29 protein-coding genes and 1 riboswitch are annotated in these 26556 nt (G+C 53.5%); of the genes, 20 read left to right on the top strand and 9 right to left on the bottom strand.

Features of this window, described 5'->3' with window-relative positions; translation table 11 throughout:
* Positions 1 to 217: 217 nt before the first annotated feature.
* The 4 genes from qoxD to qoxA are packed head-to-tail and all read right to left on the bottom strand — an operon-like array spanning position 218 to position 4033.
* Complete coding sequence (gene qoxD, locus NFU03_RS11065; protein ID WP_251638675.1) at positions 218 to 508, bottom strand: cytochrome aa3 quinol oxidase subunit IV; 291 nt, start codon at positions 506 to 508, stop codon at positions 218 to 220.
* The gene (gene qoxC / locus NFU03_RS11060) at positions 508 to 1107 is read right to left on the bottom strand and encodes a cytochrome aa3 quinol oxidase subunit III (RefSeq protein WP_251638674.1); all 600 of its coding nucleotides are present in this window, start codon (positions 1105 to 1107) and stop codon (positions 508 to 510) included. The genes qoxD and qoxC overlap by 1 nt, the downstream gene beginning before the upstream one ends.
* Complete coding sequence (gene qoxB / locus NFU03_RS11055; RefSeq protein WP_251638673.1) at positions 1097 to 3046, bottom strand: cytochrome aa3 quinol oxidase subunit I; 1950 nt, start codon at positions 3044 to 3046, stop codon at positions 1097 to 1099. The genes qoxC and qoxB overlap by 11 nt, the downstream gene beginning before the upstream one ends.
* A 60-nt stretch (positions 3047 to 3106) precedes the next feature.
* Positions 3107 to 4033 (bottom strand): cytochrome aa3 quinol oxidase subunit II, encoded by a 927-nt coding sequence (gene qoxA, locus NFU03_RS11050; protein ID WP_251638672.1) that lies wholly within the window; start codon positions 4031 to 4033, stop codon positions 3107 to 3109.
* A 320-nt stretch (positions 4034 to 4353) separates the two neighbouring features.
* Between qoxA and nadX the strand changes: the two genes are divergently transcribed.
* The gene (nadX, locus tag NFU03_RS11045; RefSeq protein WP_251638671.1) at positions 4354 to 5136 is read left to right on the top strand and encodes an aspartate dehydrogenase; all 783 of its coding nucleotides are present in this window, start codon (positions 4354 to 4356) and stop codon (positions 5134 to 5136) included.
* A gap of 43 nt (positions 5137 to 5179) precedes the next feature.
* Here nadX and NFU03_RS11040 read toward each other — a convergent pair whose 3' ends face one another.
* Positions 5180 to 6376 carry an MFS transporter gene (locus NFU03_RS11040; protein WP_251638669.1) on the bottom strand — a complete coding sequence of 399 codons (1197 nt, stop codon included), beginning with the start codon at positions 6374 to 6376 and terminating at the stop codon, positions 5180 to 5182.
* 53 nt (positions 6377 to 6429) lie between these two features.
* Positions 6430 to 6529: riboswitch (purine riboswitch) on the bottom strand.
* Between the two features lie 144 nt (positions 6530 to 6673).
* Here NFU03_RS11040 and NFU03_RS11035 point away from each other — a divergent pair.
* On the top strand, positions 6674 to 7123 hold the full coding sequence (locus tag NFU03_RS11035; RefSeq protein ID WP_251638666.1) for a hypothetical protein: 450 nt from the start codon (positions 6674 to 6676) through the stop codon (positions 7121 to 7123).
* A gap of 82 nt (positions 7124 to 7205) precedes the next feature.
* Positions 7206 to 7799 carry a class I SAM-dependent methyltransferase gene (locus NFU03_RS11030; RefSeq protein ID WP_251638664.1) on the top strand — a complete coding sequence of 198 codons (594 nt, stop codon included), beginning with the start codon at positions 7206 to 7208 and terminating at the stop codon, positions 7797 to 7799.
* A gap of 45 nt (positions 7800 to 7844) precedes the next feature.
* On the opposite strand, the gene ric is transcribed toward NFU03_RS11030, so the two are convergent.
* On the bottom strand, positions 7845 to 8543 hold the full coding sequence (ric, locus tag NFU03_RS11025) for an iron-sulfur cluster repair di-iron protein (RefSeq protein ID WP_251638663.1): 699 nt from the start codon (positions 8541 to 8543) through the stop codon (positions 7845 to 7847).
* Between the two features lie 251 nt (positions 8544 to 8794).
* Here ric and NFU03_RS11020 point away from each other — a divergent pair, with 251 nt between their 5' ends.
* The 4 genes from NFU03_RS11020 to NFU03_RS11005 all read left to right on the top strand — a co-directional run bounded on the left by NFU03_RS11020 (position 8795) and on the right by NFU03_RS11005 (position 10855).
* The gene (locus tag NFU03_RS11020; protein ID WP_251638662.1) at positions 8795 to 9040 is read left to right on the top strand and encodes a hypothetical protein; all 246 of its coding nucleotides are present in this window, start codon (positions 8795 to 8797) and stop codon (positions 9038 to 9040) included.
* Positions 9041 to 9149: 109 nt separating this feature from the next.
* Positions 9150 to 9668, top strand: a complete 519-nt coding sequence (locus NFU03_RS11015) for a sigma-70 family RNA polymerase sigma factor (protein ID WP_251638661.1) — start codon at positions 9150 to 9152, stop codon at positions 9666 to 9668.
* Positions 9655 to 10311 (top strand): TIGR04104 family putative zinc finger protein, encoded by a 657-nt coding sequence (locus NFU03_RS11010; protein ID WP_251638660.1) that lies wholly within the window; start codon positions 9655 to 9657, stop codon positions 10309 to 10311. The genes NFU03_RS11015 and NFU03_RS11010 overlap by 14 nt, the downstream gene beginning before the upstream one ends.
* Before the next feature lie 85 nt (positions 10312 to 10396).
* On the top strand, positions 10397 to 10855 hold the full coding sequence (locus NFU03_RS11005; protein ID WP_251638659.1) for a DIP1984 family protein: 459 nt from the start codon (positions 10397 to 10399) through the stop codon (positions 10853 to 10855).
* Between the two features lie 267 nt (positions 10856 to 11122).
* Here NFU03_RS11005 and NFU03_RS11000 read toward each other — a convergent pair whose 3' ends face one another.
* From NFU03_RS11000 to NFU03_RS10990, 3 genes are all read right to left on the bottom strand, one after another.
* Positions 11123 to 11746 carry a YIP1 family protein gene (locus NFU03_RS11000; RefSeq protein ID WP_251638854.1) on the bottom strand — a complete coding sequence of 208 codons (624 nt, stop codon included), beginning with the start codon at positions 11744 to 11746 and terminating at the stop codon, positions 11123 to 11125.
* A 184-nt stretch (positions 11747 to 11930) separates the two neighbouring features.
* Positions 11931 to 12143 (bottom strand): hypothetical protein, encoded by a 213-nt coding sequence (locus tag NFU03_RS10995; RefSeq protein ID WP_251638658.1) that lies wholly within the window; start codon positions 12141 to 12143, stop codon positions 11931 to 11933.
* A 107-nt stretch (positions 12144 to 12250) separates the two neighbouring features.
* The gene (locus tag NFU03_RS10990; RefSeq protein ID WP_251638656.1) at positions 12251 to 12739 is read right to left on the bottom strand and encodes a hypothetical protein; all 489 of its coding nucleotides are present in this window, start codon (positions 12737 to 12739) and stop codon (positions 12251 to 12253) included.
* A 194-nt stretch (positions 12740 to 12933) separates the two neighbouring features.
* Here NFU03_RS10990 and NFU03_RS10985 point away from each other — a divergent pair, with 194 nt between their 5' ends.
* The 13 genes from NFU03_RS10985 (at position 12934) to msrA (ending at position 26393) form a co-directional block, all read left to right on the top strand.
* Positions 12934 to 13461, top strand: a complete 528-nt coding sequence (locus tag NFU03_RS10985) for a hypothetical protein (RefSeq protein ID WP_251638654.1) — start codon at positions 12934 to 12936, stop codon at positions 13459 to 13461.
* Between the two features lie 2 nt (positions 13462 to 13463).
* Positions 13464 to 14171: a response regulator transcription factor gene (locus NFU03_RS10980; protein ID WP_251638653.1), complete on the top strand. Its 708-nt coding sequence runs from the start codon at positions 13464 to 13466 to the stop codon at positions 14169 to 14171.
* A complete protein-coding gene (locus NFU03_RS10975; protein WP_251638651.1) occupies positions 14165 to 15187 on the top strand; it encodes a sensor histidine kinase in 1023 nt (340 codons plus the stop codon). Before NFU03_RS10980 ends, NFU03_RS10975 begins: the two co-directional genes overlap by 7 nt.
* 102 nt (positions 15188 to 15289) lie before the next feature.
* On the top strand, positions 15290 to 16066 hold the full coding sequence (locus NFU03_RS10970) for an ABC transporter ATP-binding protein (RefSeq protein WP_251638649.1): 777 nt from the start codon (positions 15290 to 15292) through the stop codon (positions 16064 to 16066).
* Entirely contained in the window at positions 16044 to 17957 is a 1914-nt protein-coding gene (locus NFU03_RS10965; protein WP_251638647.1) for an FtsX-like permease family protein, read from the top strand. The genes NFU03_RS10970 and NFU03_RS10965 overlap by 23 nt, the downstream gene beginning before the upstream one ends.
* Before the next feature lie 144 nt (positions 17958 to 18101).
* Positions 18102 to 18425, top strand: coding sequence for a PadR family transcriptional regulator (locus NFU03_RS10960; RefSeq protein ID WP_251638645.1), 324 nt, complete (start codon positions 18102 to 18104; stop codon positions 18423 to 18425).
* Positions 18422 to 19306: a permease prefix domain 1-containing protein gene (locus NFU03_RS10955; protein ID WP_251638643.1), complete on the top strand. Its 885-nt coding sequence runs from the start codon at positions 18422 to 18424 to the stop codon at positions 19304 to 19306. Before NFU03_RS10960 ends, NFU03_RS10955 begins: the two co-directional genes overlap by 4 nt.
* Complete coding sequence (locus tag NFU03_RS10950; protein ID WP_251638641.1) at positions 19303 to 20331, top strand: hypothetical protein; 1029 nt, start codon at positions 19303 to 19305, stop codon at positions 20329 to 20331. Before NFU03_RS10955 ends, NFU03_RS10950 begins: the two co-directional genes overlap by 4 nt.
* Positions 20332 to 20438: 107 nt before the next feature.
* Positions 20439 to 21101: a hypothetical protein gene (locus tag NFU03_RS10945; protein WP_251638639.1), complete on the top strand. Its 663-nt coding sequence runs from the start codon at positions 20439 to 20441 to the stop codon at positions 21099 to 21101.
* Positions 21098 to 22117: a hypothetical protein gene (locus NFU03_RS10940; RefSeq protein WP_251638637.1), complete on the top strand. Its 1020-nt coding sequence runs from the start codon at positions 21098 to 21100 to the stop codon at positions 22115 to 22117. The genes NFU03_RS10945 and NFU03_RS10940 overlap by 4 nt, the downstream gene beginning before the upstream one ends.
* 235 nt (positions 22118 to 22352) lie before the next feature.
* The gene (locus NFU03_RS10935) at positions 22353 to 23693 is read left to right on the top strand and encodes an Nramp family divalent metal transporter (RefSeq protein WP_251638635.1); all 1341 of its coding nucleotides are present in this window, start codon (positions 22353 to 22355) and stop codon (positions 23691 to 23693) included.
* Between the two features lie 139 nt (positions 23694 to 23832).
* Positions 23833 to 25389, top strand: coding sequence for an ABC-F family ATP-binding cassette domain-containing protein (locus NFU03_RS10930; RefSeq protein WP_251638633.1), 1557 nt, complete (start codon positions 23833 to 23835; stop codon positions 25387 to 25389).
* Positions 25390 to 25721: 332 nt separating this feature from the next.
* The gene (gene msrA / locus NFU03_RS10925) at positions 25722 to 26393 is read left to right on the top strand and encodes a peptide-methionine (S)-S-oxide reductase MsrA (RefSeq protein ID WP_251638631.1); all 672 of its coding nucleotides are present in this window, start codon (positions 25722 to 25724) and stop codon (positions 26391 to 26393) included.
* Positions 26394 to 26556: the final 163 nt, after the last annotated feature.

The following is a 26556-nucleotide window of genomic DNA, read 5'->3' as shown; positions in this document are numbered from 1 at the left end:
CCCTCCTCATTATCAATAAGGTTTCCGCATTTCCCTTATCTATACACTCAAACAGGCAAGGGGAAACCTGACGCCTGCCGAGAGGGCCGCCGTAAAACCGGGAAAACCGGTACCTGTGTGTCACACAACTCCGAAACTATTCTGAAAAGTTCCTGAATTGTGTGACGCACAGGTACCTAAAAAACAGGATCCGTCTGCACGGATCCTGTCCCGGTGATCATCTCACCATATATCCCCAATGCATCGCGAACAGCGTCCCGAAAATGGTGACGAGTCCGACGAACAGGGCATATAAGATATTCAAATACAGTGTTTTGCTTTCGGCATTTTCCTTTACGTGCATGAACAGGAAAAGCTGAAGGCCGGCCTGCACAAGTGCTGTGACGATGAGGATCGTGATGCCTGCAGTGAACGACAAGTCGAACCAGACGACAACGAGCGCGATGAGTGAGAGCAGCAGCGAGAACAGGAAGCCCATGACATGCTGAGCCGGAAATAGCTGTTTCATCATCCCATCAGTCCTTTCAGGTAGACGAAGCTGAAGATGAAGATCCAGACGACGTCAAGAAAGTGCCAATATAAAGAGAAGATGAACGCCTTATTCGACGTTTCAGGCGTGAAGCCGCGTTTCGCGACTTGCGCAACGATGGCGCCGCCCCATAGCAGACCGAACGTGACGTGCAGTCCGTGTGTGCCGAGCAGGGTGAAGAGCGCTGACAGGAAGCCGCTCGTCTGGATTGTCGCGCCTTCGCTGATGTACGTGACGAATTCATATACTTCGACACCAAGGAATCCGGCGCCGAGCAGCAAGGTGATTCCGAAGAAGGTCATCATCGGTTTTTTCAGACCGAGCCGCATCGCATGGATGCCAAGCCCAATCGTGAAACTGCTCGTGAGTAGAAGGATCGTTTCAATCATGACCGGGCTCAGGTGGAACAGGTCTGTGGCGGAAGGTCCGACTTTCGTATTGCTTTGCAATGTGAAATACACAGCGAACAAAGTAGAGAAGAGGGCGATCTCCGCCCCGAGGAAGATCCAGAAACCGAGGATCTTCATCTTGTTCTCTTCAGTGCTGTATTCCATCGGCACTGTATGATCAATTTTCATGCTGTTCACCTCGATATGCATTTTCTGTACGTTCAATTTCTTCGACAGAGATGTAATGACCGTGGTCTTTCTCGAATGACCGGTATGCCATCAGAGCGATAATGACCGCGAATGACAGAATCGCAGGGATCCACCAGCTGAATACCATGAAGAAGCCCCAGAAGAAGAACAGTGCCCCCATGATGACCGGCAGACCGCTGTTATTCGGCATATGGATCGGCTCGTACACCGTATCCGCCAATGGTTTTCCTTCTTTTTTGGCGAACCAGTATGCATCCAGGCGGTTCACCTGCGGAATCACCGCAAAGTTATATTCCGGTACTGGACTGTGCGTGCTCCATTCGAGCGAACGCCCGTCCCAAGGGTCGCCGTTCGTATCGCGCGGACTGTAGCGGACACTCCAGTAAATGTTGTATACGAGGATGATGAAACCAATCGCAAGACCGACAGCTCCTACCATGGACAGCATGTTAAGCGCGCCATAGCCCGTGCTTGCCGAATACGTATACATCCGGCGTGTCATTCCGTTCAATCCGAGGATGAAGAGCGGGAAGAACGTCACGTTAAAGCTGACGATGATGAACCAGAACGCCAATTTCCCGAGTTTCTCGTTCAGACGGAAACCGAATACTTTCGGGAACCAGAAGTGGAATCCGGCAATGACCGCAAAGACGGTACCCGGAATCAGTACGTAGTGGAAGTGGGCGACCAGGAACATTGTATTGTGGTACTGATAGTCAGCGCTCGCCATAGCAAGCATGACACCTGTCACACCACCGATTGTAAAGATCGGAATGAACGCGAGCGAATAGAGCATCGGAGTCGTGAAACTGATCTTCCCTTTTCGCAGCGTGAACAGCCAGTTGAATATTTTAACACCGGTCGGTACAGCAATCGCCATCGTTGTAATGGAGAAGACGCTGTTGACCATGACGCCGTGACCCATTGTATAGAAGTGATGGGCCCAGACGACGAATGAAAGCAGTGAAATGGCGACCATACTGACGACCATCGATTTGTAGCCGTACAGGTTTTTTCGTGCAAACGTGGCAATGATCTCGCTGTAAATACCGAAGGCCGGCAGAACAACGATGTAAACTTCAGGATGGCCCCACACCCAGAACAAGTTGGCCCAGAGCATATCCATCCCGCCGCTCTGCATGGCGAAAAACTGTGTGCCGAACTGACGGTCGAGAGTCATAAGTGCAAGCGCAACTGTCAATACAGGGAAGGCAAACACGATGATGACATTGGTGATCAAAACCGACCATGTAAACATCGGCATCTTCATGAGTGTCATGCCTGGCGCACGCATTTTCAGAATCGTGACGAGGAAGTTGATACCTGTCAGCAGCGTACCGATACCGGCAATCTGCAGTGCGATGGCATAATAGTTATTCCCGACGGTCGGGCTGAATTCAATGCTCGCAAGCGGGAAGTACGCCGACCATCCAGCATCAGGCGATCCGCCGATGACAAACGAAATATTGAACAGCATGGCACCCGCGAAGAACAGCCAGAAGCTGACTGCGTTCAGACGGGGGAATGCAACGTCGCGCGCACCGATCTGGAGCGGAATAACGACGTTCATCAGTCCGATGATGAACGGCATCGCCATGAAGAGAATCATGATGACCCCGTGTGTTGTAAAGATTTCATTGTAATGCTGGCCGTCCAACAGGCCATTATCAGGAACTGCCGTCTGTGCTCTCATGAGAAGCGCGTCAACGCCTCCGCGGAACAGCATCAGCAGGGCGGCGAGGATATACATGACGCCGATCTTCTTGTGATCGACCGTCGTCAGCCAGTTCGTCCACAGCCAATTCCATTTTTTAAAGTAGGTGAGCGCAATCGGGATCGCGAGAGAGACAACGACGATACTGACCATCGCTGCATAGATCATCGGTTCTCCGGTTACGAAAAATTCGTCCCATTTCATAGCGTTGAGCTCCTTTCGATAACTGGCGAAACTGCAGAGAGAGGCATGCGGCTGATCATTTTAATGTCCATCATGCTGTCCCTCCATATCCATATCCATATCCATGTCCATGTCCATATCGCCTTCATCATCCATACTGCCGTGGTGATGGCCGCTGTTCTTGCCTTCTGGGGCAGGACGGAAGCTCAGGTGGTTCGAAGAATATGTTTTGCGGCCGACGTGTTCTGCTTTCAGCAGGCTGTCGAACTCACTTTCAGTCAATGCAGGTGCTGTCGCTTTGACGTCACGTACCCATTCTTTGTAGTCAGCATCAGTCAGTGCCTGTGCTTCAAACTCCATCTTCGCAAATCCTTCCCCGCTGAAGTTCGAGTTTTTCCCCATGAATGAACCAGGGACGTTCGCAGACATGTTGATCTTTGTCACCATGTCACTCATCGCATATTTCTGTCCCGCAAGCTGAGGGATCCAGAAACTGGTGATTGGCCCGTATGAATAGAGACGGAACTCGATCGGACGGTTAGCCGGGAAGTTGACATAGTTCACAGTCTCGATCCCTTCCTCCGGATAGCTGAAGTGCCATTTCCAGTTCGAAGAAGACGCATAGATGACAAGCGGTTTCTGATCTGCGTAGACAGTGGACTTCTGTTCCACTGAACTTGTGGAAGTGACCGTCACGACAGACAGGATGATGACGATGACGACCGGGATCGCTGTCCAGATCAGTTCAAGCCATTTGTTCCCTTCCTCGTGCGGAGGCTCGTATGATTCATCCTGCTTAGAAGCGCGATATTTCAGCAAGACGACTGTGTACAGAACGTAAACGACTAGCAGGATCCCCGCCATCATGGCAATGGAGAATAGGATCGTGCTGGAGATCGTCTCCGCCTGAGGACCTTTCGGGTCGAATATGAGCAGCGGATTATCACATCCGGCAAGTAAAATCGAAGTTACAGCAAAGAGCAAAAAAGCGGCCCGTTTCTTCTTCATGTCGGTACTCCTCTCAAATAAATTAGGTTAGCCGGCACCTTAACTGTTTGAAAGTCAAAGTATATTCAAATAGCTATAGTTTTCAATTAAATGTAAAATACCGGCTTCATGAAATCTATAATAGTCCCCTGAAAAAAAGATTACAACAGCTGAATATCCATGTCACAAAAGGTTCTTATCTTGTTTTTACCGGTGAGCATAAGATTTCCCGGCGCGGAGCAAATGGTGCTATCATGACTATATACATAGCTTTTAAGTTATTAGAAATATAAGGTTTTAAGAATAGGAAGAATTAAATATGCTCTGGAAAGGATGATGACATGAACATCGGGGTTATTGGGACCGGTGCAATCGCGGAATATCTGGTGAGACAGGTGAATGGGGATGAAAGGGATAATATGCGGATCATTGCGATATTCGGACGGAATCCTGAAACGGGCCGCCGCCTCAGCAGCAGGTTCGGCGTGGAGTTCGATACGGATATCGCGGAATTCCTCGCGAGACCGCTTGACCTGGTCGTCGAGGCGGCGAGTGTGGAAGCGGCCCGCCGCTATTCACTGCAAGTGGCGGACAGCGGAAAGGATCTGGTGATCGGGAGTATCGGCGCCCTGCAGGATCCAAAACTCCTCGGTGAACTGCAGGAAAGGGCGGCAGCCAACGGAACTTCAGTCCATCTGCCCTCCGGTGCAATCGGCGGCCTGGATCTATTACAGTCGGCGAACGCGGCAGGCGGTCTCGACAGTGTCCGGATCACCACCAGGAAATCCCCGGCATCCCTCGGTTTGGAGCAGATCACTCAGGAAACAGTGCTGTTCGACGGCAGCGCCAGGGAGGCGATCGTGAAATTTCCGAAGAACGTCAATGTGGCGATTGTCCTGGCTCTCGCAGGAATCGGGATGGAAGCCACACGCGTCCGGGTCATCACGGATCCGAAAGCAAGCCGGAACTCCCATACGATCGAAGCTGAAGGGACATTCGGGAGCATGCGGCTGACAGTCGACAATGAGCCCATGGCAGCGAACCCGAAAACGAGCCTGCTCGCCGCAATGAGTATCCTCTCTGTCCTCCGCCAGCAAAAGAAAAGCTTGAAAATAGGAAGTTAATTGAAAAAACGTGCTGTCCCTGTATAAGGGCCAGCACGTTTTTTCAATGGGTCCGTTCCGCAGTCTGCGAAACCGGTGCATGAGCGGGTTGGCGTGTTTTCACAGCCATCGACAGTGACACCGCTGCACAGACGAAAGCGACGATGACGATCGACCCGCCGACCGCCGGCATGCTTGTGACACTGCCGGTATGGCTGAAGGCGATCCCGCCGATGCCGGAGCCGAGCGCGATGCCGACTTGCAGCGCCGAGTTGTTGAAACTCTGATGGATATCCGAGGAAACCGGGTCGGCCTGGATGATATAATCCTGCTGCGCAGGTGCCAGCGCCCAGCTCAGTGCCCCCCACACCATCATGACGACGATGAAGACCGGCATTGCGGCAGTCGATAAAGGCAGGATGAACAAGCTGACCGAAAACGCAGCAAGAATGATCAGGATACTTCTCTTCGAACCGAGACGGGCCGCCAGACTTCCGCCGAACGCACCGCCGCCGACTGCAGCGATGCCGAACAGGAAGTAGAACACGCTGATCCAGGACGGATCGAGGTGCATCGTCGTCTCGAGGAACGGCGTGAAGTAGGCGTACACCGTATAATGGCCTGCCAGCATGAACATCGTTGCGAGATGAGCGAAGATGATCTTCTTGTTGGCGAGTGCTTTCAGCTGTTCGCTCAGCGGCTGCACGTCACCAGCCGGGATCTTCTCGAAGAACCGGCTGATGAGCACGATCGAACCGACCGTCAGCACAGCGATGCCGACAAAAACGGTCCGCCAGCCGAACGCATTCGTGATGACGATGCCGATCGGCACACCGAGGACGAGGGATGAACTGATCCCCATATAGATGTAACCGAGCGCTTTCGCCCGTTTGCTCGGGTGGGCGATGCGTGCGGTGATGGTCAGCGCCAGGACGATGACGAGCGCTGCACTGGCCGCTGTAAGGACACGGGCCGCCATCATGAGCGCGAAGTTCGGACTGAGAACGGTCATGACATTGCCGATGAAAAATAAGGACAGCGTGATGATGAATAATTTCTTTCGTTCGAATTTCGCAGTGAGCGACAGCAGGACAGGACCCGCGATGGCATACACGAGGGCGAAGATTGTAATGAGCTGCCCCGCAGTCGCGATCGAGATGTCCAGATCCTCTGCGATGACCGGCAGGATGCCGCCGACCACGAGCTCCACCAGCCCGACGGTGATGGCAGAGATGGCTAATAAAAGTATACGAAAGTCCAACTGATCTCCTCCTAAGACAGGGGCCTGACTGTTTTCTGAAAATAAAAAAATCCCGATTACAAATAGAAATTTGTAATCAGGATTTAACGGTTCCTGGTAGAGACCCTCGAACCATATTATCGAGGTTATACAGATCGGCCATATTTAAAAATTTTCTATTCACAACTATATCACATGATGAACGAACAGGCAAGCGAAGAGGCGGATGACGAAAAAAAAACGGATGGTATTCCGCTGTTTATCCGCAGAAGGGGATGGGGAATAGAGGAGCAACATGACATAGAAAGGGAGTTTGCGATGAGACGATTTATCCAGCTGGCCGGCATCGGAGTGGCAGGCGGAGCGGTTCTGGCAGCGCTCATGCAGCTGATCCATGCTATAACGGGAAACGACGCGTACATCCTGCTGTATAACGTGGATTACTGGCCAGTCATCCATGTCTTCCAGCATGTCCCTGGATTCGGGCTTGCCTTTCATTTCGTATTCTGCATCGCGAGTGTCATCGGGTTGTATTACGTGCTGGCGCTGTTCGGCTGGCAATACTCGATCTGGGCCTATGCCGCTGTCTACACGGCGGGCAGCGGCATCCTGTATTTCCTCACCCTGCTGACAGAACTGCCGCCTTCTGCAGATGATCCGGCTGCCTGGGCCTATTGGACAGCAAGCCATTTCGTATACAGTCTGGTCGTAGCGGAACTGATCATCCGGTTTGTCCGGACAGACGGACTGAAAGTGGGAGCCGTCTGACCTGCCGCCCTCCTTACTCCATGATACGATACAGATGGAGAAGTAAAGCATAAGCATAATCAGATGGAAAGGCAGTGGGCAGATGAATAAATGGCAAAAGCGATTTGACACCGAGGAATTCGTATTCGGCAAAGAACCGAATGAATTCATCCGGGAAGCAGAAGAACTGTTCGCGCCGGGACCGGACATCCTGGCAATCGCGGAAGGCGAAGGGCGTAACGCTGTCTACTTGGCTGGCCGCGGCAATCATGTAACAATCTGGGACTTTGCTGAATCCGGACTGGTCAAAGCGCAGCAGCTCGCGGAAGAGAATGGTGTGGAACTTACGACAGAACTGAAAGACCTGGCCGAAGCGGAATGGCCGGAAGACCGCTACGATGCAGTCATCTGCGTGTTTGGTCATTTCCCATCCGAACTGCGGAAACAAGTGCTCGAAGGTGTGCGCAAAACCGTGAAACCGGGCGGGCTGTTCATCACGGAAGTGTACGCAAAAGAACAGCTGACGTACGGGACAGGCGGACCGAAGGAAGAGGACTACTTATACAGTCTCAAGGATTTCGATGCCTTCGGCGGTTGGGGAACCCTCCGTCTTGAGAAGAAGGAAGTCGAGCGGCATGAAGGTTCCGGCCACAACGGCCAATCCTGTGTCATCCAGTACGCGGGACGGAAAAAATAAGTGAAAGACTGCGGCCCGCCTTGACGGAAGGTTCGCAGTCTTTTTTTACAAGGCTGCTCGCACGCGCTCGAACAGAACATTGTTTTCCAGATGCACGTGTTCAAACGTTTCCTTTTCGAATTGCTCGAGCCGCGCATAGACGAGGCGGTACGTGCCGCATGCCTCTGTGGGCGGTGTGAAGTTGTCCGTGATTTCGCGCAGTTCATGGAGAAGACGCCCGGCATTGTCATGCTCTTGTTCGAGTTCGGTGACGTGTGGCGCAAGCGACTCTTTTTTGGCGGCTGTCGGCGCATCGAGATAATCGAGGATCAGCGGGAAGACATTTGCATCTTCGTCATCCGTATGATCGATCAGTTCCGAGCGGAGCAGCTTGAAAATCTCCTGGACACGCAGAAGATGGGAATGATGATCGCCATGGACACGTGCCACCTTCGTAATATAAGGAGCGAGCAGCGGCAGCTCTTCGCGCAAGCCGGCATGATACTTTTCCTGGATGAAGGCGATCAGCGTCTTTTCTCCGAAAGAGGCAGGTTCGAGCTGCTGGCGGGTCTCCTGCTTTTCACTGACTTGCAAGACCTGTGCCAGCACGTCTTCCGGTTCGAGGCCGCGCTCAATGGCTGCCTTGCGAAGAGGGAGCTTGCCGCCGCAGCAATAGTCGATGCGCAGGCTGCGGAACAGATCAGCACTTTGAGGGGTTGCCGTGACGATATCAGAGACGTGTTGGTCGAGTGTGATGGTTGACATATAGATTGCCTCCTAGAAAATAATTGATAATCGTTCTCACTCACTATCGTACTCGGTATGCCGATGGATTCCTATAAGGGAAGTGCCTAGTTTATGTCCGCTGCTTGCAGCAAGTGGCATCGGACTTTCTGGACTGGCCGAAATTCACATGGATTTTGTCCAGCGTGTTCCTTATACTGAAAGGAATGGCAGGAAACCGGATCCGTTTCGCACGATATCCAGGAGGTCTTGCGAAAAGGAGAATGATAAAGATGGGACAAAGGAAAATACTGATCTTTCCTATACTGAGCCTTGCGGGAATTTTGCTGGCCAGCGGCTGCGCGGATGAGAAAAGTGAATGGATTCCCTATGCAGACCGTGAGAGTCTGAATGACATCTCAAGAGATTATCTGATCAACTGCCTCGACGACCGGGGCATCGAATTCAAGCTGGACAACGAGAAGAATATACTCATTCAGCAGCGGGACCTCGACATGGCCGCTGCTTCCTGTTCGTGACGAACTGCCTGCAGCTCTGTAAAGGGACGGAGCTGCAGGTTTTTTATTGGAATGTGAATCGGAATTACAGGGGGTTCCGTCTATAGAAGGGAAGGCAGGTGATCTTGGCTTGGACAACAGGACGATTGAACAGGTGATCGTGGAATACAGTGATTATCTGCTCCGCGTCGCATTCGTATATGTGAAAGACCAGAAGACGGCTGAGGATATCGTGCAGGACGTCTTCATCCGCCATTATCAGCATTCGGAGCAGTTCCGAAACGACAGCTCGCTGAAAACCTACCTCGTCCGCATGACAGTCAACCGCAGCCATGATCATCTGCGGAGTTTCGCGTATACACGGATGGTGCTCACTGATCGCATTACGGGTCTTGGCAGGCAGCGCAGTCCGGAAAGTCTGCTGGCGGAAAAAGAGATGTCCCATGACGTACTGAAAGCTCTTCTTGCGTTGAAAGTGCCGTACCGTGAAGTGCTGGCCCTGTATTATTACGACGAATGGACGACAGTGGAGATCGCTGACATCCTCGGCTGTCCGGAAGCGACCGTCCGGACACGGCTGCAAAGGGCACGCCGCCAGTTGAAGAAAGTGTTGGAAGAACAGGAGGGGTTCACACATGGATTCGATTGAAAAACGGCTGAAAGAAGACCTCGATTCGATTTCCTTTTCGGATGACCGCCGGACCGAACTGATACGGACCGTGAAATCCGCTTCGAAGAGAAGAGGAAAACATCCAGTTTGGCGCTATCGTGTTGTTTTTGCAGCGTCGATCCTGCTCGCACTGGTACTTGCAGCCGGCGGGCTTCGAAAGCCTGACTCCGCTGAAGTCCATCAGGCATCGGACAGCACAGCGGATAACCTTCTCCAGCTGCTCGGCTATGATTCCGTGAAGGCGGTTCTGCTCGTACTCCTGTTTATAAGCGTATATACTCTTGCGAAACGGAGCTTGAACAAACGGGGAAAAGGGCTGCCGGTCTGTCCGGAATGCGGGACAGTATGGAGCCGGAAACAAGCCTTGAAAAAGTATTGGAGAGGGAAAAAAGTGGACTGCCCGCACTGCGGCACAGCAGTTTTTCTGACGAGGAAGTCGCAGCGGGTGACAGCTTTTTTCAGTTTAGGAACACCGCTGTTGCTGGTCTTTTCCAACCTCTTTGAAAATAGTCTGTATGGTTCGACCTTGTACCTGATCTTATATTTCTTGCTCATGAATGTTCTTGTCCCGTACTATATCGACCTGCAGCTCGAGGATCCGGATAAGGAACCGCTGTGGTGATGGGTTTCATCACGGAGGATAACGAGTATACTAGCAATAAGAAGAAATGACGCAGCAGCAGGACTGCAAGGAGGGGGCAGGTACTATGAAACTGGCAGAGGCGCTGATTGAGCGCGCAGATTATCAGAAACGGATCGAGCAGCTGAAGAAACGGATCCATATGAACCTGAAAGTCCAGGAAGGTGATGACCCGTCGGAGGATCCTGTGGCGATGCTGTCGGAACTTGCGGAAATCAGGCAGGCGCTCACGACGCTTATCAAGCGCATCAACCGGACGAATTGCAATGTCCCGTTCGACTCGGAGCGGAGCCTTGCAGATGCTCTTACGGAACGTGATCAGCTGTTCGACCAGCGGCAGCTCCTTTCGAAAGTGGTCGAAGAGGCCTCGCTGCACATGGATCGGTACAGCCAGACGGAAATCCGGTTCATCAGCACCGTCAATGTGAAAGCGATCCAGAAGCAGGTCGATCAGCTTTCTAAAGCGTATCGCGAAATGGATACGAAGATCCAGGGGATGAACTGGACGATCGATCTGGAAGATTGAATAGAGAGCAGTCGGTAGCGGCCATTTGCAAAGGTGAGTGCAGACCCGCCAGCAGGGAACGCTGGACTTACGAAAAGCAGCGGGGCCTGCTTTGCGGCTTAAACCGCAGACAGCTGATGCCCAGTACTGTCACAACGGTACAAATGATTGTCATTGTCACTACCGCGCACTAATTTGCAAGGGCCGTGAGGGTGGGTTCGGGGACTGTATACATACAAAAACGCATCTGTGCACTTTCGCACAGATGTGTTTTGCTCTTGGGCCACATTACATGGAAAGCGAGAAGATCAGGGAAAAAACGACAATCATGAAGACGATATACAATGCGATGAAAATTCCTAGGATGATTGCGATCGTGCCGAATCCTTTCCAGGCGGAAAATCCATGGACGATACCGATCCCTTTGGACAAAATGACGGTACCATACACCGACAGCCCCATGATGATGAGCATGAGGAGCGGCCCGAGAAACAAGGCGGCTACGGCGTAAGAGGCAGCGAATCCAGACTCCGTGAATCGAAGCACTGTGAGTGACAGGCCGAGCAACAGCGAAAAAGGCATGATCCAGATAAGAGGCAGTGATCCGAGTGGGACAACCGAGAGCATCCGGGTAAAGGTGCCTGTGCCGCCGAGCCACTTGCCGACCCACGTATACAACGCTGTATACAACAGCCAGCCGGCGAGAGACGCGGCGAACAAGCCGAACACAGCGAAGAACACCACAGCAGCAACCGGAATTTCCTCGATGAACAGAAATTGGGCCGCCGATATCGGCGCCATTGCCAAAGAAGCTAAGGCAAGCAGCAGAAAGCTGTATGATAACGTTTTGTGATTGAGCACATAGCGGATGGTTTCAGTGGGGCGGCCCCAAATCGATAAAAACGGGTTCATCTTCAATTATTTCCCCTCCAAAAAAAGTACGTCTGATTAGTGTACTCGATTAGGAAAATGAAAGATTCATATATTCGGTTTTTCGATCGAAAGGCCTGCAGCACGTCATCAGTAAGAGGGAGGAGAGACATATATGCAGAAACAGCCGCATCCCACTCGGTTCGCATGGGATGCGGCTGTTTGACTAGTTCTTGTTCGATTGCTGGTTCTTGTCATGGTTTGTCTTGTTATTTTTATTCTTCACTTTCGCATCGAACTCAGAAGCGAATTCCGTATCCGTGTTGTCGAGTGGATTGTTGCTATTGCTGTTCGTTGCGTCAAGATCTTTGTGCTGATAAGCATCGAATGGGTTGTGTGTCCGCTCATTCATCGTTTTAGGGTTGTTTTTGCTGCCCATCGCATATCACCTCCTAGAAGGTAAGATGCGTGAGGGAGTGGAAATTATACAGGTAACGGGAAAGTCAGGGAAGGAGCGGGCATTTTCCAGCTGTGATAGGGGATCAGCTAGGCCCGCTTTTTCAAGTTGAATAATTCACGATCATGTTCCATCAGTTTGGCTTCGATGTACTGCAAGTCATCTTTTGTGGCAGTGTTCTCCAATCTTACGACAGTCTTTTCCTTGAACTCACTGAGGAAAGCGGTCTGTTCAAAGATAGTCTCTTGGCGTGCTTCGATTCGGTCCGCCTGGCTTTGCAGGTCTGTGATTTGTGTCTGCATGGAATCAATCTGCCCCTGCATACCGTTCATCTGAGTCTGCATGGAATCAATCTGCCCGTGCATACCGTTCATTTGAGTCTGCATGGAATCGATCTGTCCCTGCATACTGTCGAACCGCTTATCCATAGCATCCAGCCTTTTATCGATGCCATCAAACCGTGCGTCCATTGCGTTAAGCCGCTCATCGATCGTGTCGAATCGTTTTTCCGCCCGTTGCTGCCCCGTTTTGACATCTTTCAATTCGGACAGGATCTGCTGTAACAGTACTTCACTCACTCGTCTCACCTCCTTTTGTGCATATTTCAAGTATACCATGTTTGGACAGTGAACGGACAAACTCCCATGAAGCCGAGATGCCGATATTCCAGAGCTCTCGCGACGGGAAAAATGGTACACTAACAGGAAGAAGGTTCAAGTTAAAGTGGTGTGAAAACCGCAATACAGACGACGGGGAAGGGGAACAGGAGAACATGTATGATCCGACCATATTTGACAACTTGAAAGTTGCATTGGAAAACCAGTTGTATGACTACGAGGCGATCGAAGAGATGATCGAAATCCATGATCGGGAGGACGTCATGGACTTTGCTGTTCTTGCCCGTAAATTTGTACTGGTCTTTGTGCTTAAAGACAAGCCTGAGATCGAAGCCTCCCTCATCTTGCGCGCCGGGGTGAAGGACCTGGCGGGAGAAATCATGGACCTTCCGAATTCACAGCCTGGTTGTACGCTTGCACTGCGCTTTACGAAAGCGTGCGCCAATCCTGATGATGAGTGCCCAGCGATCGAGCACGTATTCGGCTCGATCTGGGAGGGCGAAATCGAACTTAGCCAGACCGTCAGCTATACATTCGGAGAGCGGCCGCACAACATGCAGAATACGATCGATGCCGTTTTCCAGAAACGGCTGACCGAAGAAAATATGAACGAAATGCCGGTTTTCCTCCAGCATGTCATGGATACACTGCACGTGCTGAACCGTCTTCAGGAAGGGGCATGACTATGAATGGAACGATTTTTGTCGTGGAGGATGACGAGGCGATATTCGGCTCCCTGAAGGAACATCTGGAACAGTGGTCCTACCGTGTGGAAAACCCGCAGACGTTCCAGGACGTGATGACTGATTTCCTTGAGATCCAGCCGCAGCTCGTCATCTTGGATATCCAGCTGCCGGCATATGATGGGTTCCACTGGTGCCGGGAAATCCGGGCAGTGTCGAATGTGCCGATTATTTTCCTATCGTCGCGCGACCATCCGATGGACATGATCATGGCGATGAATATGGGCGGGGACGACTATGTCCAGAAACCATTCCACATGGATGTCCTGCTTGCTAAGATCCAGGCGTCCTTGCGGCGGGCCTATGCGTACAGCGAAATCGATGAAGCGGCAGACAGTCTGCTGTGGAACGGGACGGTTATCGACATGAAGAAAAGTGTGATCAGAAGGGACAGTCAGGAAGTGGAGTTGACGAAAAACGAATTCTACATCCTGACCATCCTGGTGGAATCCGCGGACACGATCGTTCCGAGGGATGAACTGATCCGGCGGCTCTGGGACGACGAGCGGTTCGTCAATGACAATACGCTCACCGTGAATGTCACCCGGCTGCGCCAGAAACTCGGGGAACTGGGGCTTGGTGAGGCGATCCTCACGAAGAAAGGGATGGGCTACATGGCAGTCACGGTCAAGGAAGGGCCGGCATGCTGAACGGCTATATCCGTGACCGTGCCGGCTGGATCGGTCTGTATGCCGGTTCCCTGCTGCTTGTTGACCTCCTTCTGTTCCTCGATGCAGGGCTCGCTCTCCCGATGACTTCCGTGCTGTATCTGAACGGGCTGCTGCTTGTGGCGTTTTTCCTCTTTTTCAGCTGGCGTTACCGTAAAGAGACTGCATATGTGCGGGCCCTGCAGGAACTGACCCGGGAACTGGAGGAAGACTGGCTGGAGAAGCTGCCGGCTGCCCAGTCGAACGGGCAGACGGTGATTTCCGATCTGCTCCGCCGGCTTGACCGGACTTATATGGAGCAGGCTGCCGGGCTACAGGCAGCTGTCCGAAGCCGACAGAATGACACGGCAGCATGGGTGCACGAAGTGAAAGCGCCCCTGACGGCCATGAAGCTCGTCATCGATGCCAACCGAACAGATGACGCAATGCGCAAAGTGGAGGCATCGTGGCTGCGGATCAGCCTGCTGGTCGATCAGCAGCTGTACTTATCACGGCTGCCGTCGCTCGAAGCGGATTACGTACTGGAAGAGGCGGACATCAAGCGGCTGGCGACGGACGAGATCCGTCATCTGATGCCGTGGTGCCTGGAACACAACATTGCGATCGATCTCGCAGATGAGCCGGGGAATACTGTCACCGACGCAAAGTGGTGCCGGTTCATCATCAGGCAGCTGCTGACGAATGCCGTCAAGTACAGCCCGCCAGGCGGAACGATCTGGATAACGGCCGTACATGACGATGCTGGCCGGCTGAGTCTCCATATCAAAGACGAAGGACCCGGAATCCCGGCACACGAACAGCCTCGGATTTTCGACAAAGGGTTCACAGGAAGTGCCGGACGGATCCATAACGCCGCGACCGGGCTCGGGTTGTTCTTGGCAAGGCAGTCAGCCGAGAAGCTCGGAATCCAGCTGCGCGTGCAGTCCGATTTCGGCTTCGGCACCGAGATGATCATGACGTTTCCTATGGAAAATGAGTTCGATGCGACGCGCAAGTGACAAAATTGTAAGGTTGCCGTCCGGGTTTGTCATGCAAATCGAACGACCCTTCTGTTTTTCTGCCGTAAAGTGAATATATAAGAAAAACAGGGAGGCACGAACATGACACAACTACAAACAATGCTGCATGCGGAATCCCTCCGCAAGTCATTCGGGACCCGCAAACAGATCCAGCACGTCTTGAAAGGGATCGATCTGCGCGTGATGGAGGGGGAATTCGTCGGAATCATGGGTCCTTCAGGGGCAGGCAAGACGACACTCCTGAATGTGCTGGCGACGATCGACCGCCCGACAGAAGGGTCCATCACGATCGGCAGCACGCCGATATCAACTATGAATGACCGGAAGCTGTCCCAGTTCCGCCGGGATCAGCTCGGGTTCATCTTCCAGGATTACAACCTGCTCGACACGCTGACCATTAAAGAGAACATCCTGCTGCCGATTTCGGTCGGCAAGGTCAAGCGGGTCGTTGCAGAAGATCAATTCAAATCGATTGCCCGTATTCTCGGCATCGCTGATCTGGCGGACAAATATCCGAATGAGATTTCAGGCGGGCAGAAACAGCGGACATCTGCCGCGCGGGCGCTCATCCATGAGCCGTCCATCGTGTTCGCGGATGAGCCGACGGGTGCGCTCGACTCGAAATCAGCCGCTTCCCTGCTCGGTACGCTTGAGCAGGTGAACCGTGAGCGGAACGTGACGATCATGATGGTGACCCATGATCCTGTCGCATCGAGCTATTGCAGCCGGGTCGTCTTCCTGAAAGACGGCAAGATCTATTCCGAACTATATCGAGGGGATCAGACGAGACAGCAGTTCTTCCAGGAGATCCTGAAAGTCCAGGGGATTCTCGGGGGTGACAGCGTTGACGCTCTTTGACCTGGTCGTCCGCAGTATGCGGAAGAACCTGAAACATTACTATCTGTATTTCTTTGCGATGATCGTCAGTGTGGTGCTGTATTTCGTCTTCGCGTCACTGCAGCATGACGGGAGCGTGGCGGAACGGACAGGGGCGTCGTTCAATATGGCTGCGACGTTCAAGGTCGCGGGCATCCTCCTGCTGTTCATCTCCGGAGTTTTCGTCCTCTATGCAAATTCAATCTTCCTGAAGCGCAGAAGCCGGGAAGTCGGACTGTATCAGCTGATCGGCCTTTCCAAGTTCACTGTGAGCCGGATGCTGATCATGGAAAATCTGCTCATGGGTATCGGGGCACTGGCTGTCGGCATCGTCACAGGGCTTCTCGTCTCCCGTATCTTCCTGCTGCTGCTCATGAAGCTGGTCGGCGTCGAAGGTGTGCTGACCATGACGTTTTCGGGGGCTGCGGTTGTCCAGACGGCTGTCGTATTCCTCTTATTGCTCATCCTCACCTCGCTGCAGATGGCATTCGCCGTCAAGCGCAGTACGCTTATCTCCCTGTTCAACAGCGAACGGACGGGGGAAGCTGTTAAAAAGCCGAAGCCCGGTATTTCAGCGATTCTTGCCATACTCGGAATCCTGCTGATTGCGTTCGGCTATTGGCTGTCGGGGCGCATGCTGAATGCGCTGCTGTTCGTCAACATGCTGGCTGTGCTCGCCTCCGTCATCCTCGGCACGTATCTCCTGTTCCGGGTGACGATCGGCTGGCTGCTCTACCGGATCCGGCTCGCAAAAGGAGGTCATCTCGGCCTGACAGACAGCCTGTCGCTTGCCCCGCTCATGCACCGCATGAAGTCGAATGCGAATTCGCTGACGATCATCACCGTCCTGTCCGCGATGACACTGACGATGCTAGGCGCTGCCTATTCGCTCTTCTACTCCGCTGAAAAAGAGACACGGCTGATGGAACCGTATGATTACATGTTCGAAGACGATGCTGCCGCAGCTGATCAGTTTCGGGAAGCACTCAAGAAGGAAGGCATTTCTTTTGAAACTACAGATGTCGAAGAGCTTTATATAGATGGACTCTACGACAAGGCGCCTAACCCGATCTTCCTCGATGAAACGGTATCGCTCCGCGTCGTCAGTGAGCGGCAGATGAAAGAAGCAGGACATCCCGTATCCCTCGTGAGCCCTCAGTCAGGGACCGTGCTCGACGGACCGCTGTACTGGCTGCTAAAAACGGCAGAAGTGCCGGCTGCTCTGACAGTGGCGCCTGGCAGTGTAGACGAGACGGTCCAAGTGGAGAAGTTCGCAGAAGGGAACGCGTTCAATACACTCGATTTCCATGAAACGCTCGTCGTCAGCGATGAACGGTTCGAAGCGCTGAAAAAGGTGGCGGGGGAGCCGCTGAAGACGGCTTCCGTTTTCCGGCTTGACAATTCCGATGACTTGGAAGCCGCGACGGAACTGTATGGAAGCATTCCGAGTGACGGAGCGAAAAATGACTACTATACGCAATATCACCAATCCATCCAGTCGAGCGGCCTTATGATCTTCATCGCCGGGTTCCTCGGCCTCGTCTTCCTCATTTCGACGGGCAGCATCCTGTATTTCAAACAGATGACAGAAGCGGATCAGGAGAAGGCAAGTTACACAACGCTCCGCCAGCTCGGTTTCGGCACCAGTGAAATCATGAAAGGGATCGTGAAGAAACAGCTGTTCGTCTTCGGGCTGCCGCTGATGATCGGTCTTCTTCACTCGATCTTCGCCATCCGTTCCGCGTCGTTCCTCTTCATGTCGGATATCACTATTCCGACCGTGATCGCCATGGGCCTGTATATTGTGATCTACCTGATCTTCGCCTTCCTGACCGTCGGCTACTATAGGAAAACGGTCCGTGGCGCATTGTAAGCAGATCGCCTGCTGTCCACCCCTTGGACAGCAGGCGTTTTTATCTGAACAACCTTGCAATGCGATGTACATTGCAATAAGATAGTAGATAAGAACACCCTTGCATTGCGAGGGTGAAGGGAAAACTGGGAAGAGGTGATTGGAATGGATCAGGAAATGATGAAAGGCAGCGTCGACTTGCTCATCCTGTCTCTGATCGGCCGCCGCGATATGTATGGTTATGAGATGGTTAAGGTGCTGAAGGAACTTAGCGAAGATACGTATGAGATGAGCGAAGGAACATTGTATGCCGCCTTGAAGCGACTGGAGAAAAAGACATGGGTGACGTCTTACTGGCAGCAGACGGAAAGCGGCCGACGGAAATATTATCAGCTGACGGACGAAGGGACCAAGGCACTTGCTGAGAAGAAAGAGAATTGGGACTGGATGAATGCGCTCGTCCACAAAAGTTCGGAAGGTCTGCTATGAATACGGCGTTTGAACGGTTCGTCAAAGCGGTTGTACATGAGACGGACTGCAGCCGCGAAGAGCGTGAGGATCTGTTCGAAGAATTGGTCGTCCATCTGGAATGTGCGGCATCCGACTATCAAGAAAATGGGTATTCCGAGGAGGAAGCAGCTGAAATGGCAATGACGCATTTCGGAGACGGCAAGTACGTAGGGAGGAAGCTGCAGCATGCCATGTATCCGTATCGTCGTGAAATGCTGCTGACACTCAGCATCATGTCCTTGCTGATGACGTACGGACTCTACTTGAGCCAGCTCTTCGTCATGGGAGACTGGCATTATGGGTGGCTGCTGCTCGGCGTGGCGACGAGTTCGGCACTTTTGTTCCTGACATTGCGACCTGTCGTTCTGCTGAACCGCCGGGCGGTCATGAACACGCTGCTCGTCCTTCACATCACCGTCATGGGGGCGGGTCTGCTGCTCGCGCTGGATCTGATACCACCCTATTCTGCGGTGTTCGGTATCTGGATAGCGGCTGTCCTTCTGCTTGCTGTCGTCCTAATCTTCCGTACGACGATCTATGACGTTCCGGCAACGGCAATGAACGTGAGGACGGAGACGAAAATAATCCATTATTTCAACTTGTTCATGGGGATCGTGCTCGTCTGCGGCACGCTATTCTTCCTGTATATGTTTCTAATCTTCGCATCGGAAGGCTATTTGCGGCTATGGATACTCGCTATACCGGCTGCCGTCTGGGGAATCGTCTATGCACTTCAGTTGATACTGCTGAAGCGCGGCCGGCAGTGGCCTGCATACGTGATGGCGGCGCTGCAGCTCGCCATGCCGTTCCTGCTGTTCGGCTTATGGATACTCACCGTCAGAGGAGGCGCCCAGCAATGAAAAAACTTTATGTATCCGCGGCGGCTATCGTGCTGGCAACCGCCGTCTGTGTGTCTCTCGGTTTCAGTTATGAGGTACCGGATGATGAGAAGCAGCAAGGGCTGACAGGTGTATACGATGTTGCGGACTCCGGCGCAGTCGGTTACGTGACCTATGAAGATGGCAAACCGACAATCTATGTGAAGGCAGACAAAGAGACACAGGCCGCCCAACTGCCAGCCGATCAGTCAATTTCGGATATCGTCATGCTGCCGGGAGGGAAAAAGCTGTTCTATGTAAGCACCGACAAAACAATGACTGATGGAAGCGGCAGTATTGTGCATGAAGTCGATATCATGGAGGGTACGGATGTTGTCTTGTTCGAAGAAGACGCAATCATTACAGAACTAGCGATGGATGAAGGGGAGCCCAACCGGTTATTCTATTTGCAGGCAGGAGTTTACACGAACTACTCACCTGTGGCGGCCGAGTATCCCCATGAATTTGATATTTTCACGTACGATATCGCAAAAAAGAAGCATCACCGGCTGACTGAACTGCAGAAGTACAGTATGGCATCACTGCAGGTTTCGGGTATAGAACAGGCGGTCTATGTGCAGATGGATAACGATCTGGAATCTACAACCCCTGAAGAGTTGTATGAAGCGAACCAGCGTATTTTCCAAATACCACTCGACCGCCCGGATCAGCCGAAAATTATCTTTATGCCAATGGAAACCGGCGACCTGTACGACTTCGCACTGATTCCGGACCATACGACGCTGATTTACCAGGCTGTCGCCGGTACGAATGACCGCGGAATCTACGAATACGAATTGTTCGGCTATAACTGGGGAACAATGCAGACCGAACGGCTTACCTTCCAGAAAGAACATGCAGCCCGTCCAGTGTATGGGGCCGATCAGAAACTTTACTATATGGTCGACTATAACTTCGCAGGGCGCCAGCCGGACTATACGCTGTTCCGCATGGAGCTGAACGGCAGCGAAACTGAGCAAGTGCCGCTCAGAGGCGCTGCAGATTGATCCGCTCTCAGAAACTCTGGTTCCTGCCGAAAACGAAGCATTGTCACCCGGCTGCCGGAATGGTACGCTGAATGGAAAGTACGTAAGGTGTAAGGTGGGGTTTGTCCATGACGGGGAAACGAAATCGATTGCTCGTGAGTCTGTCGGCCGGCTCGCTTCTGTTTGCATATGCCCTCTATCTGACCGCGCTGTTCGGGTCCGGGGAGGCGCATATGGGCTGGCTTTTATTTGCAAGTCTATGCGGAGCGGCCCTGCTCTGTGTCGGGATGGGGCCGGCGGTAAAATCATGGCGTTCCCTGCTCGCTGTAATACTGGTGCTTCTGAATGGGGCGGCAATCATAACAGGGATGTGGCTCGCAGCCGATACAGGCATGCGGGCTGTTCCTGTATTCACGGCTGCAGGCTGGCTGCTGTCAGGAATTGCAGTCATCAGTCTGTATTTACTGGCGATCGCGGGCACTGCGCAAGGCGGGCTTCCCGGGGAAGGAAGGGTGCTGCATGCGGTCAACGTATCCGTCGGCCTGCTGCTGATTGCGGGCACCCTCCGTTACTTCTATGACTATTACTTATTCAGCGAAGATGGAAACACGGCGATCTGGCTGCTGGCCGTGCCGTTTGTGCTGTTCAGCGTCGTCTATTCCATACAGACGGCCCTGCTGAAGCGGCCGGACAGGAAGCTTGTGATCTGCCTGGGCATTTTCCAGCTCATCCTGCCGGCAGTTTTGTACATACTCTGGATTAGTCTGGCAGTCGGGGAGGGATGGCTATGAATCGAAGAAGCTGGATGATGGCGGCGGTCACCTTCCTGACGAGCGCCTGTCTCATCCTTGGTGTACTGTATCGCGTGCCTGCAGCGGAGAAAGAGGACGGGCTGACAGGACAGTTCGATGTGGCGGCAGACGGGACGATCGCCTACGTCACCCAGGAGAACGGCAAGCCGTCGCTGAGTGTGAAGTCTGATGTGAATGAACTGCTCGTCCAGCTGCCGACGGATCGTTCCATACTGGATATTGCCATCACCGCCGACGGGGAGAGCGTGCTGTATGCTGTGTCTGACAAGGAGCTCGGGACGGAGAGCCGGAGCACGGTGTTCCGGCTGGACCGGCTGACCGGCGAAAGTGGAAAGCTGTTCTCGGCGGATGCGGTCATCACCGAACTTGTGATGGACCCGAAAGCGGCGGATCGCCTGTTCTATTTACAGGCGGACCGGTTCTCGGATTATTCACCAGGCGCGATGCTCTATCCGTATGGCTTCGATGTCCACAGTTACGACCTGGCACGCGGACAGCACGAAAAGCATACTGATATGGACAGGCAGAGCATGTCGTCACTGCAAGTATCCGCCGAAGAGGAAGCCGTCTATGTGCAGATGGATGAGGAAACGGGCGGACGGGGAACGGCGGAGGAAGTGGATGCGGTCGGACGCATCTTCAAAATCCCGCTTTCGGATCCCGACCGGAAGCTCGTCATCAGCATCCCGGAAGACACGGCGGACCTGTACGATTTCGTCCTCATCCCGGAGCGGTCCGAACTCATCTACCAGGCGATTGCCGGGACGGATGAGGATGGTTTCCTGGAGTATGAGCTGTTCTCCTACAACTGGGGAACGCAGCAAATCGAAAAGCTGACCCGGCTGCATGCATATGCCGGAACTCCGATCTACGGGATGGACGGCCGTGTGTATTTCATGGCCGACGAGGCATTCGGACGGAATGACTCGGACGTAAAGCTGTACAGTATGGAGCCGGATGGGCGCACGCTTGTGCAGATCGATCTGGATTCATGAAAATGAAACACGTGATGGAGTCCGGACAGCCAAAGGAATTCGGCTGTCCGGACTTTTGCCGTTCAACAGGGCCGGCCGGCTGCCAAAGCGCAAGGGGCGGACCGGTCATCGGCTGAAATTACTTGAGCGGGGACGCTGTTTAAGAACTGGGAAACGTGGTATGTTAGGTTACATCAAGAAAATCGAATGTCAGGCAGACGGAAAAAGTTGCACAAGGGAAAAACGGGGGTGGCGTATGGGAGAGAAAAAAGACGGCTGGCTCCGCGAAAGCTCGGGGGTCAGCCTTGAAGAGGCCAACAGCACGGTCGACGTGCAAAATAAGAAAGGGTTCTGGCGGAAGCTGTTCGCCTTTGCAGGACCGGGCTCGCTCGTCGCGGTCGGCTATGTCGATCCGGGCAACTGGGCGACGTCCATTGCCGGCGGGGCGCGCTTCGGCTACATCCTGCTCAGCGTCATCCTGATCTCCAATCTGATCGCGGTGCTGCTTCAGTCGCTTTCCGCGAAGCTCGGCATCGTGACAGGTAAGGATCTGGCGCAGGCGACAAGTGCGTCAGTCGGTAAGAAGATGTCAGTATTCCTCTGGCTCATCACCGAACTGGCCATCATCGCGACGGATCTCGCGGAAGTGATCGGTTCGGCGATTGCCCTCAACTTGCTGTTCGGCATCCCGCTGTTATGGGGCATCGCCATCACGACACTCGATGTCCTGCTGCTGCTTTACTTGCAGAGCAAAGGGTTCCGCATCATCGAGTCGATCGTCATCGTGCTGATGGCGACGATCTTTGTCGTGTTCGTCGTTGAAGTGATCGCCTCGAAGCCGGAACTCGCGGATCTGTTCGCGGGATTCGTGCCGCAGGCGGAAATCGTGATGGATCCGGGCATGCTGTTCATCGCACTCGGGATCTTAGGGGCGACCGTCATGCCGCACAATCTGTACTTGCATTCATCGATCGTCCAGACACGGAATTACAAGCGGACCGAAGCGGGGAAAAAGGAAGCGATCAAGTTCTCACTCATCGACTCCGGTTTCTCGCTGACCGTCGCGTTCCTCATCAACTCGGCGATTCTCATCCTCGGCGCCGCGGCGTTTTACGGAACCTCTCTTGACGTCTCGGAAATCGAAGCGGCGTATGAACTGCTCAGCCCGACACTCGGCGTCGGCATCGCAAGTACGCTGTTTGCCGTTGCGCTGTTGGCATCGGGGCAGAACTCGACGATCACCGGCACGATCAGCGGACAGATCGTCATGGAAGGGTTCATTCACCTGAAGATCCGGCCGTGGCTGCGCCGGCTCATCACCCGGCTGCTCGCGGTCATCCCGGCATTCATTGTGACCTGGATCGCCGGATCGAAAGGGACAGGGGAGCTGCTGCTGTGGAGCCAGGTCGTGCTCAGTCTGGCGCTGCCGTTCGCGGTCGTGCCGCTCGTGCTGTTCACGAGTGACAAACGGAAGATGGGCAGCTTCGTCAACTCATTGCCCGTCAAAGTGCTCGCCTGGGCGAGCACGGTCGTCATCATCATACTGAACGTCTTTTTGATCGGTTATATCATCGTCACGGGGCATGACCTCGGATGAGCAGGAACGTCTCGGCTGCCGGGGCGTTTTTTGCTGTTCCCCCTCGCATGGGCGCTCTGTTTCTAGTATGATAACGGATAGATGCGGAGCAGGAGATTCGCGCGCCGCCTGAATCTTGTGAGGAAAAAGGTGTACATCTATGAGTTTATTGACAGTAACGGATTTAAGTCATGGTTTCGGGGACCGGGCGATCTTTGAAGACGTGTCGTTCCGTCTGCTGGCCGGCGAGCATATCGGCCTGATCGGCGCGAACGGTGAAGGAAAGTCGACGTTCATGAATATCATTACACGGAAGCTCGAGCCGGATGCGGGCACGGTTTCCTGGGCGAAACGGGTGCGTGTCGGGTACCTGGATCAGCACGCTGCATTGAAGCAGGGTATGACGATCCGCGACGTGCTGCGGACGGCGTTTCAATATTTGTACGACATGGAAAGTGAAATGAACAACCTGTTCGCAAAGATGGCGGACGTCGATCCGGATGAATTGGAGAAGATCCTGGAGGAAACCGGGCAGATCCAGGATGACCTCGAGCAGCACGATTTCTATATTCTTGACGCGAAAGTGGAGGAAGTGGCGAATGGGCTCGGGCTGGACGAATTCGGACTTGACCGGGACGTCAATGACCTGAGCGGCGGACAGCGGACGAAAGTGCTGCTCGGGAAGCTGCTGCTTGAGAAGCCGGACATCCTGCTGCTGGACGAGCCGACGAACTATTTGGACGTGGAGCACATCGAATGGCTGCGGACGTATTTGCAGAACTACCCGAGTGCATTCATCCTCATCTCGCACGATATTCCGTTCCTGAACAGCGTCGTGAACCTGATCTACCATATGGAAAACCAGCAGATCACGCGGTATGCCGGTGACTATGATGAATTCCTGAGGGTCCATGAGATGAAGAAACAGCAGGTCGAAGCGGCGTTCAAGAAGCAGCAGAAGGAGATCGCCGGGCTGAAGGATTTCGTCGCACGCAACAAAGCGAATGCGGCGACGAGCGGGATGGCGCGTTCCCGCCAGAAGAAACTCGACCGCATGGACGTGATCGAGCTGGATGCGGAGAAGCCGAAGCCGCATTTCGACTTCAAGACTGCACGCACACCGAGCAAGTATCTGTTCGAGACGAAGCAGCTCGTGATCGGCTATGACGAACCGCTGTCGAGCCCGCTTGACCTTGTCATGGAACGCGGCCAGAAAATCGCGCTGTCCGGCGCGAACGGCATCGGGAAGACGACGCTGCTGAAAAGCCTTCTCGGCGAGATCCCGGCACTGTCCGGTACAGTCGAGCGCGGCGAGCATCTGCACATCGGCTACTTCGAGCAGGAGATGAAGTCCGACAGCGATAAGACGTGCCTGGAAGAGATCTGGAGCGAGTTCCCGAGCTACACGCAGTATGAAGTGCGGGCGGCGCTGGCGCGGGTCGGGCTGACGACGAAGCACATAGAGAGTAAAGTGAAGGTGCTGAGCGGAGGGGAGCGGGCGAAAGTGCGCCTGTGCAAACTCGTGAACGAAGAGACGAATCTGCTCGTGCTCGATGAGCCGACGAACCACCTGGACGTCGATGCAAAGGCGGAGCTGAAACGGGCGCTGCAGGAGTATAAAGGCAGCGTGCTGCTCATCTCCCACGAGCCGGACTTCTATGAAGGCGTTGTGAATCATGTGTGGAACGGGGAAACGTGGACAACGAAAATGTTTTGATGATTTTAGTGGGGACGCTGCGGCTGCAGCGTCTCTTTTTTGTGTAGGGAGGAAGGGGTTATGAGCGTTATTTGTGTTTTATGAGCGCTTTCCCGGTTTTATGAGCGGAAAACGGGATTTATGAGCGTTTTCCCGGTTTTATGAGCGGAAATCGAGATTTATGAGCGCTTTCCTGGTTTTATGAGCGGAAATCGGGATTTGTGAGCGTTTCCCCATTTTTATGAGCGGAATCCCATTTTTACGAGCCCCCGCCCTCCCGTAAGTTGAATTAATCGCCTCCAACAGGTGGAATCCCGCCCGAAACAGGGTACAGGGAGGCAAGAGGTGAGATTATGGAGCGAGCACATACGATTGTGGAGTTGGAAGAGGGGCTGCACGCGCAGCCGGCGGAGACGGCGCTGTTCGGGATGGGCTGTTACTGGGGGCCGGATTCGCGTTTCGGCAGTCTGCCTGGGGTTTTGCGTACACGGGTCGGGTTCGCCGGAGGGACGACTGAGCAGCCGGTCTACAGGAACATGGGCGACCATACGGAAACAGTCGAAATCACCTTCCGGCCGGAGATCATTTCCTATGAGGACTTGCTGAACGTGTTCTGGGAGAACCATTATCCGAACCGGGATGAATACAAAGGGCGCCAGTACATTTCGCTGATCCGGTACTTCAGCGAAGAACAGAGGGTCACGGCGGAACGCGTCAGACAGCGGATGGAACAGCGCCTGGGCGAGCCTATCGAAACGGAGATCGCCCCGTTCAGCACATTTACGGAGGCGGAAGAGGGACACCAGAAATACTACTTGAAACGTTATCCGAAAGCGCTGGAACAACTGAGCACGCTGTATCCCGAGCAGCGCCTGCTGACGGATTCGGCGTACGCGGCACGGCTGAATGGGCTCGTCAATAGCTTCGGGACACGGGAGGACACCGCCACTGAAATAAGGACGTGGCCGATTCCCGCTGCCGATCAGACAGTGCTGATCGACCAGCTGCACAGCATGAAATGGTGAAAACGGGCAGACGCAGAATGCAGGATTCCTACAAAAGGGGTCCTGTTTTTTCATGCGTTCTGCTGGCAGGATACGAGATTGCCAAAAAATATGTCTAAAAAGAGGACGGTTGGAAATACTTACTTGCATCACCGGGTGCTTCAGCAGCGGTGAAAAGTTCTGA

It is taken from the genome of Sporosarcina sp. NCCP-2716 (genome assembly GCF_023707985.1).
In the GTDB taxonomy this organism is placed as follows: Bacteria; Bacillota; Bacilli; order Bacillales_A; family Planococcaceae; genus Sporosarcina.
The sequence above is the reverse complement of the archived record's forward strand: the minus strand, read 5'-3'. Positions and strand labels throughout refer to the sequence as shown.

What these genes read in the sequence shown, in the direction of transcription:
- qoxD (WP_251638675.1), bottom strand. Translation starts at nt 508, where the DNA reads ATGAAACAGCTATTTCCGGCTCAGCATGTCATGGGCTTCCTGTTCTCG.
- qoxC (WP_251638674.1), bottom strand. Translation starts at nt 1,107, where the DNA reads ATGAAAATTGATCATACAGTGCCGATGGAATACAGCACTGAAGAGAAC.
- qoxB (WP_251638673.1), bottom strand. Translation starts at nt 3,046, where the DNA reads ATGAAATGGGACGAATTTTTCGTAACCGGAGAACCGATGATCTATGCA.
- qoxA (WP_251638672.1), bottom strand. Translation starts at nt 4,033, where the DNA reads ATGAAGAAGAAACGGGCCGCTTTTTTGCTCTTTGCTGTAACTTCGATT.
- nadX (WP_251638671.1), top strand. Translation starts at nt 4,354, where the DNA reads ATGAACATCGGGGTTATTGGGACCGGTGCAATCGCGGAATATCTGGTG.
- NFU03_RS11035 (WP_251638666.1), top strand. Translation starts at nt 6,674, where the DNA reads ATGAGACGATTTATCCAGCTGGCCGGCATCGGAGTGGCAGGCGGAGCG.
- NFU03_RS11030 (WP_251638664.1), top strand. Translation starts at nt 7,206, where the DNA reads ATGAATAAATGGCAAAAGCGATTTGACACCGAGGAATTCGTATTCGGC.
- ric (WP_251638663.1), bottom strand. Translation starts at nt 8,543, where the DNA reads ATGTCAACCATCACACTCGACCAACACGTCTCTGATATCGTCACGGCA.
- NFU03_RS11020 (WP_251638662.1), top strand. Translation starts at nt 8,795, where the DNA reads ATGGGACAAAGGAAAATACTGATCTTTCCTATACTGAGCCTTGCGGGA.
- NFU03_RS11010 (WP_251638660.1), top strand. Translation starts at nt 9,655, where the DNA reads ATGGATTCGATTGAAAAACGGCTGAAAGAAGACCTCGATTCGATTTCC.
- NFU03_RS11005 (WP_251638659.1), top strand. Translation starts at nt 10,397, where the DNA reads ATGAAACTGGCAGAGGCGCTGATTGAGCGCGCAGATTATCAGAAACGG.
- NFU03_RS11000 (WP_251638854.1), bottom strand. Translation starts at nt 11,746, where the DNA reads ATGAACCCGTTTTTATCGATTTGGGGCCGCCCCACTGAAACCATCCGC.
- NFU03_RS10995 (WP_251638658.1), bottom strand. Translation starts at nt 12,143, where the DNA reads ATGGGCAGCAAAAACAACCCTAAAACGATGAATGAGCGGACACACAAC.
- NFU03_RS10985 (WP_251638654.1), top strand. Translation starts at nt 12,934, where the DNA reads ATGTATGATCCGACCATATTTGACAACTTGAAAGTTGCATTGGAAAAC.
- NFU03_RS10980 (WP_251638653.1), top strand. Translation starts at nt 13,464, where the DNA reads ATGAATGGAACGATTTTTGTCGTGGAGGATGACGAGGCGATATTCGGC.
- NFU03_RS10975 (WP_251638651.1), top strand. Translation starts at nt 14,165, where the DNA reads ATGCTGAACGGCTATATCCGTGACCGTGCCGGCTGGATCGGTCTGTAT.
- NFU03_RS10970 (WP_251638649.1), top strand. Translation starts at nt 15,290, where the DNA reads ATGACACAACTACAAACAATGCTGCATGCGGAATCCCTCCGCAAGTCA.
- NFU03_RS10960 (WP_251638645.1), top strand. Translation starts at nt 18,102, where the DNA reads ATGGATCAGGAAATGATGAAAGGCAGCGTCGACTTGCTCATCCTGTCT.
- NFU03_RS10955 (WP_251638643.1), top strand. Translation starts at nt 18,422, where the DNA reads ATGAATACGGCGTTTGAACGGTTCGTCAAAGCGGTTGTACATGAGACG.
- NFU03_RS10950 (WP_251638641.1), top strand. Translation starts at nt 19,303, where the DNA reads ATGAAAAAACTTTATGTATCCGCGGCGGCTATCGTGCTGGCAACCGCC.
- NFU03_RS10945 (WP_251638639.1), top strand. Translation starts at nt 20,439, where the DNA reads ATGACGGGGAAACGAAATCGATTGCTCGTGAGTCTGTCGGCCGGCTCG.
- NFU03_RS10940 (WP_251638637.1), top strand. Translation starts at nt 21,098, where the DNA reads ATGAATCGAAGAAGCTGGATGATGGCGGCGGTCACCTTCCTGACGAGC.
- NFU03_RS10935 (WP_251638635.1), top strand. Translation starts at nt 22,353, where the DNA reads ATGGGAGAGAAAAAAGACGGCTGGCTCCGCGAAAGCTCGGGGGTCAGC.
- NFU03_RS10930 (WP_251638633.1), top strand. Translation starts at nt 23,833, where the DNA reads ATGAGTTTATTGACAGTAACGGATTTAAGTCATGGTTTCGGGGACCGG.
- msrA (WP_251638631.1), top strand. Translation starts at nt 25,722, where the DNA reads ATGGAGCGAGCACATACGATTGTGGAGTTGGAAGAGGGGCTGCACGCG.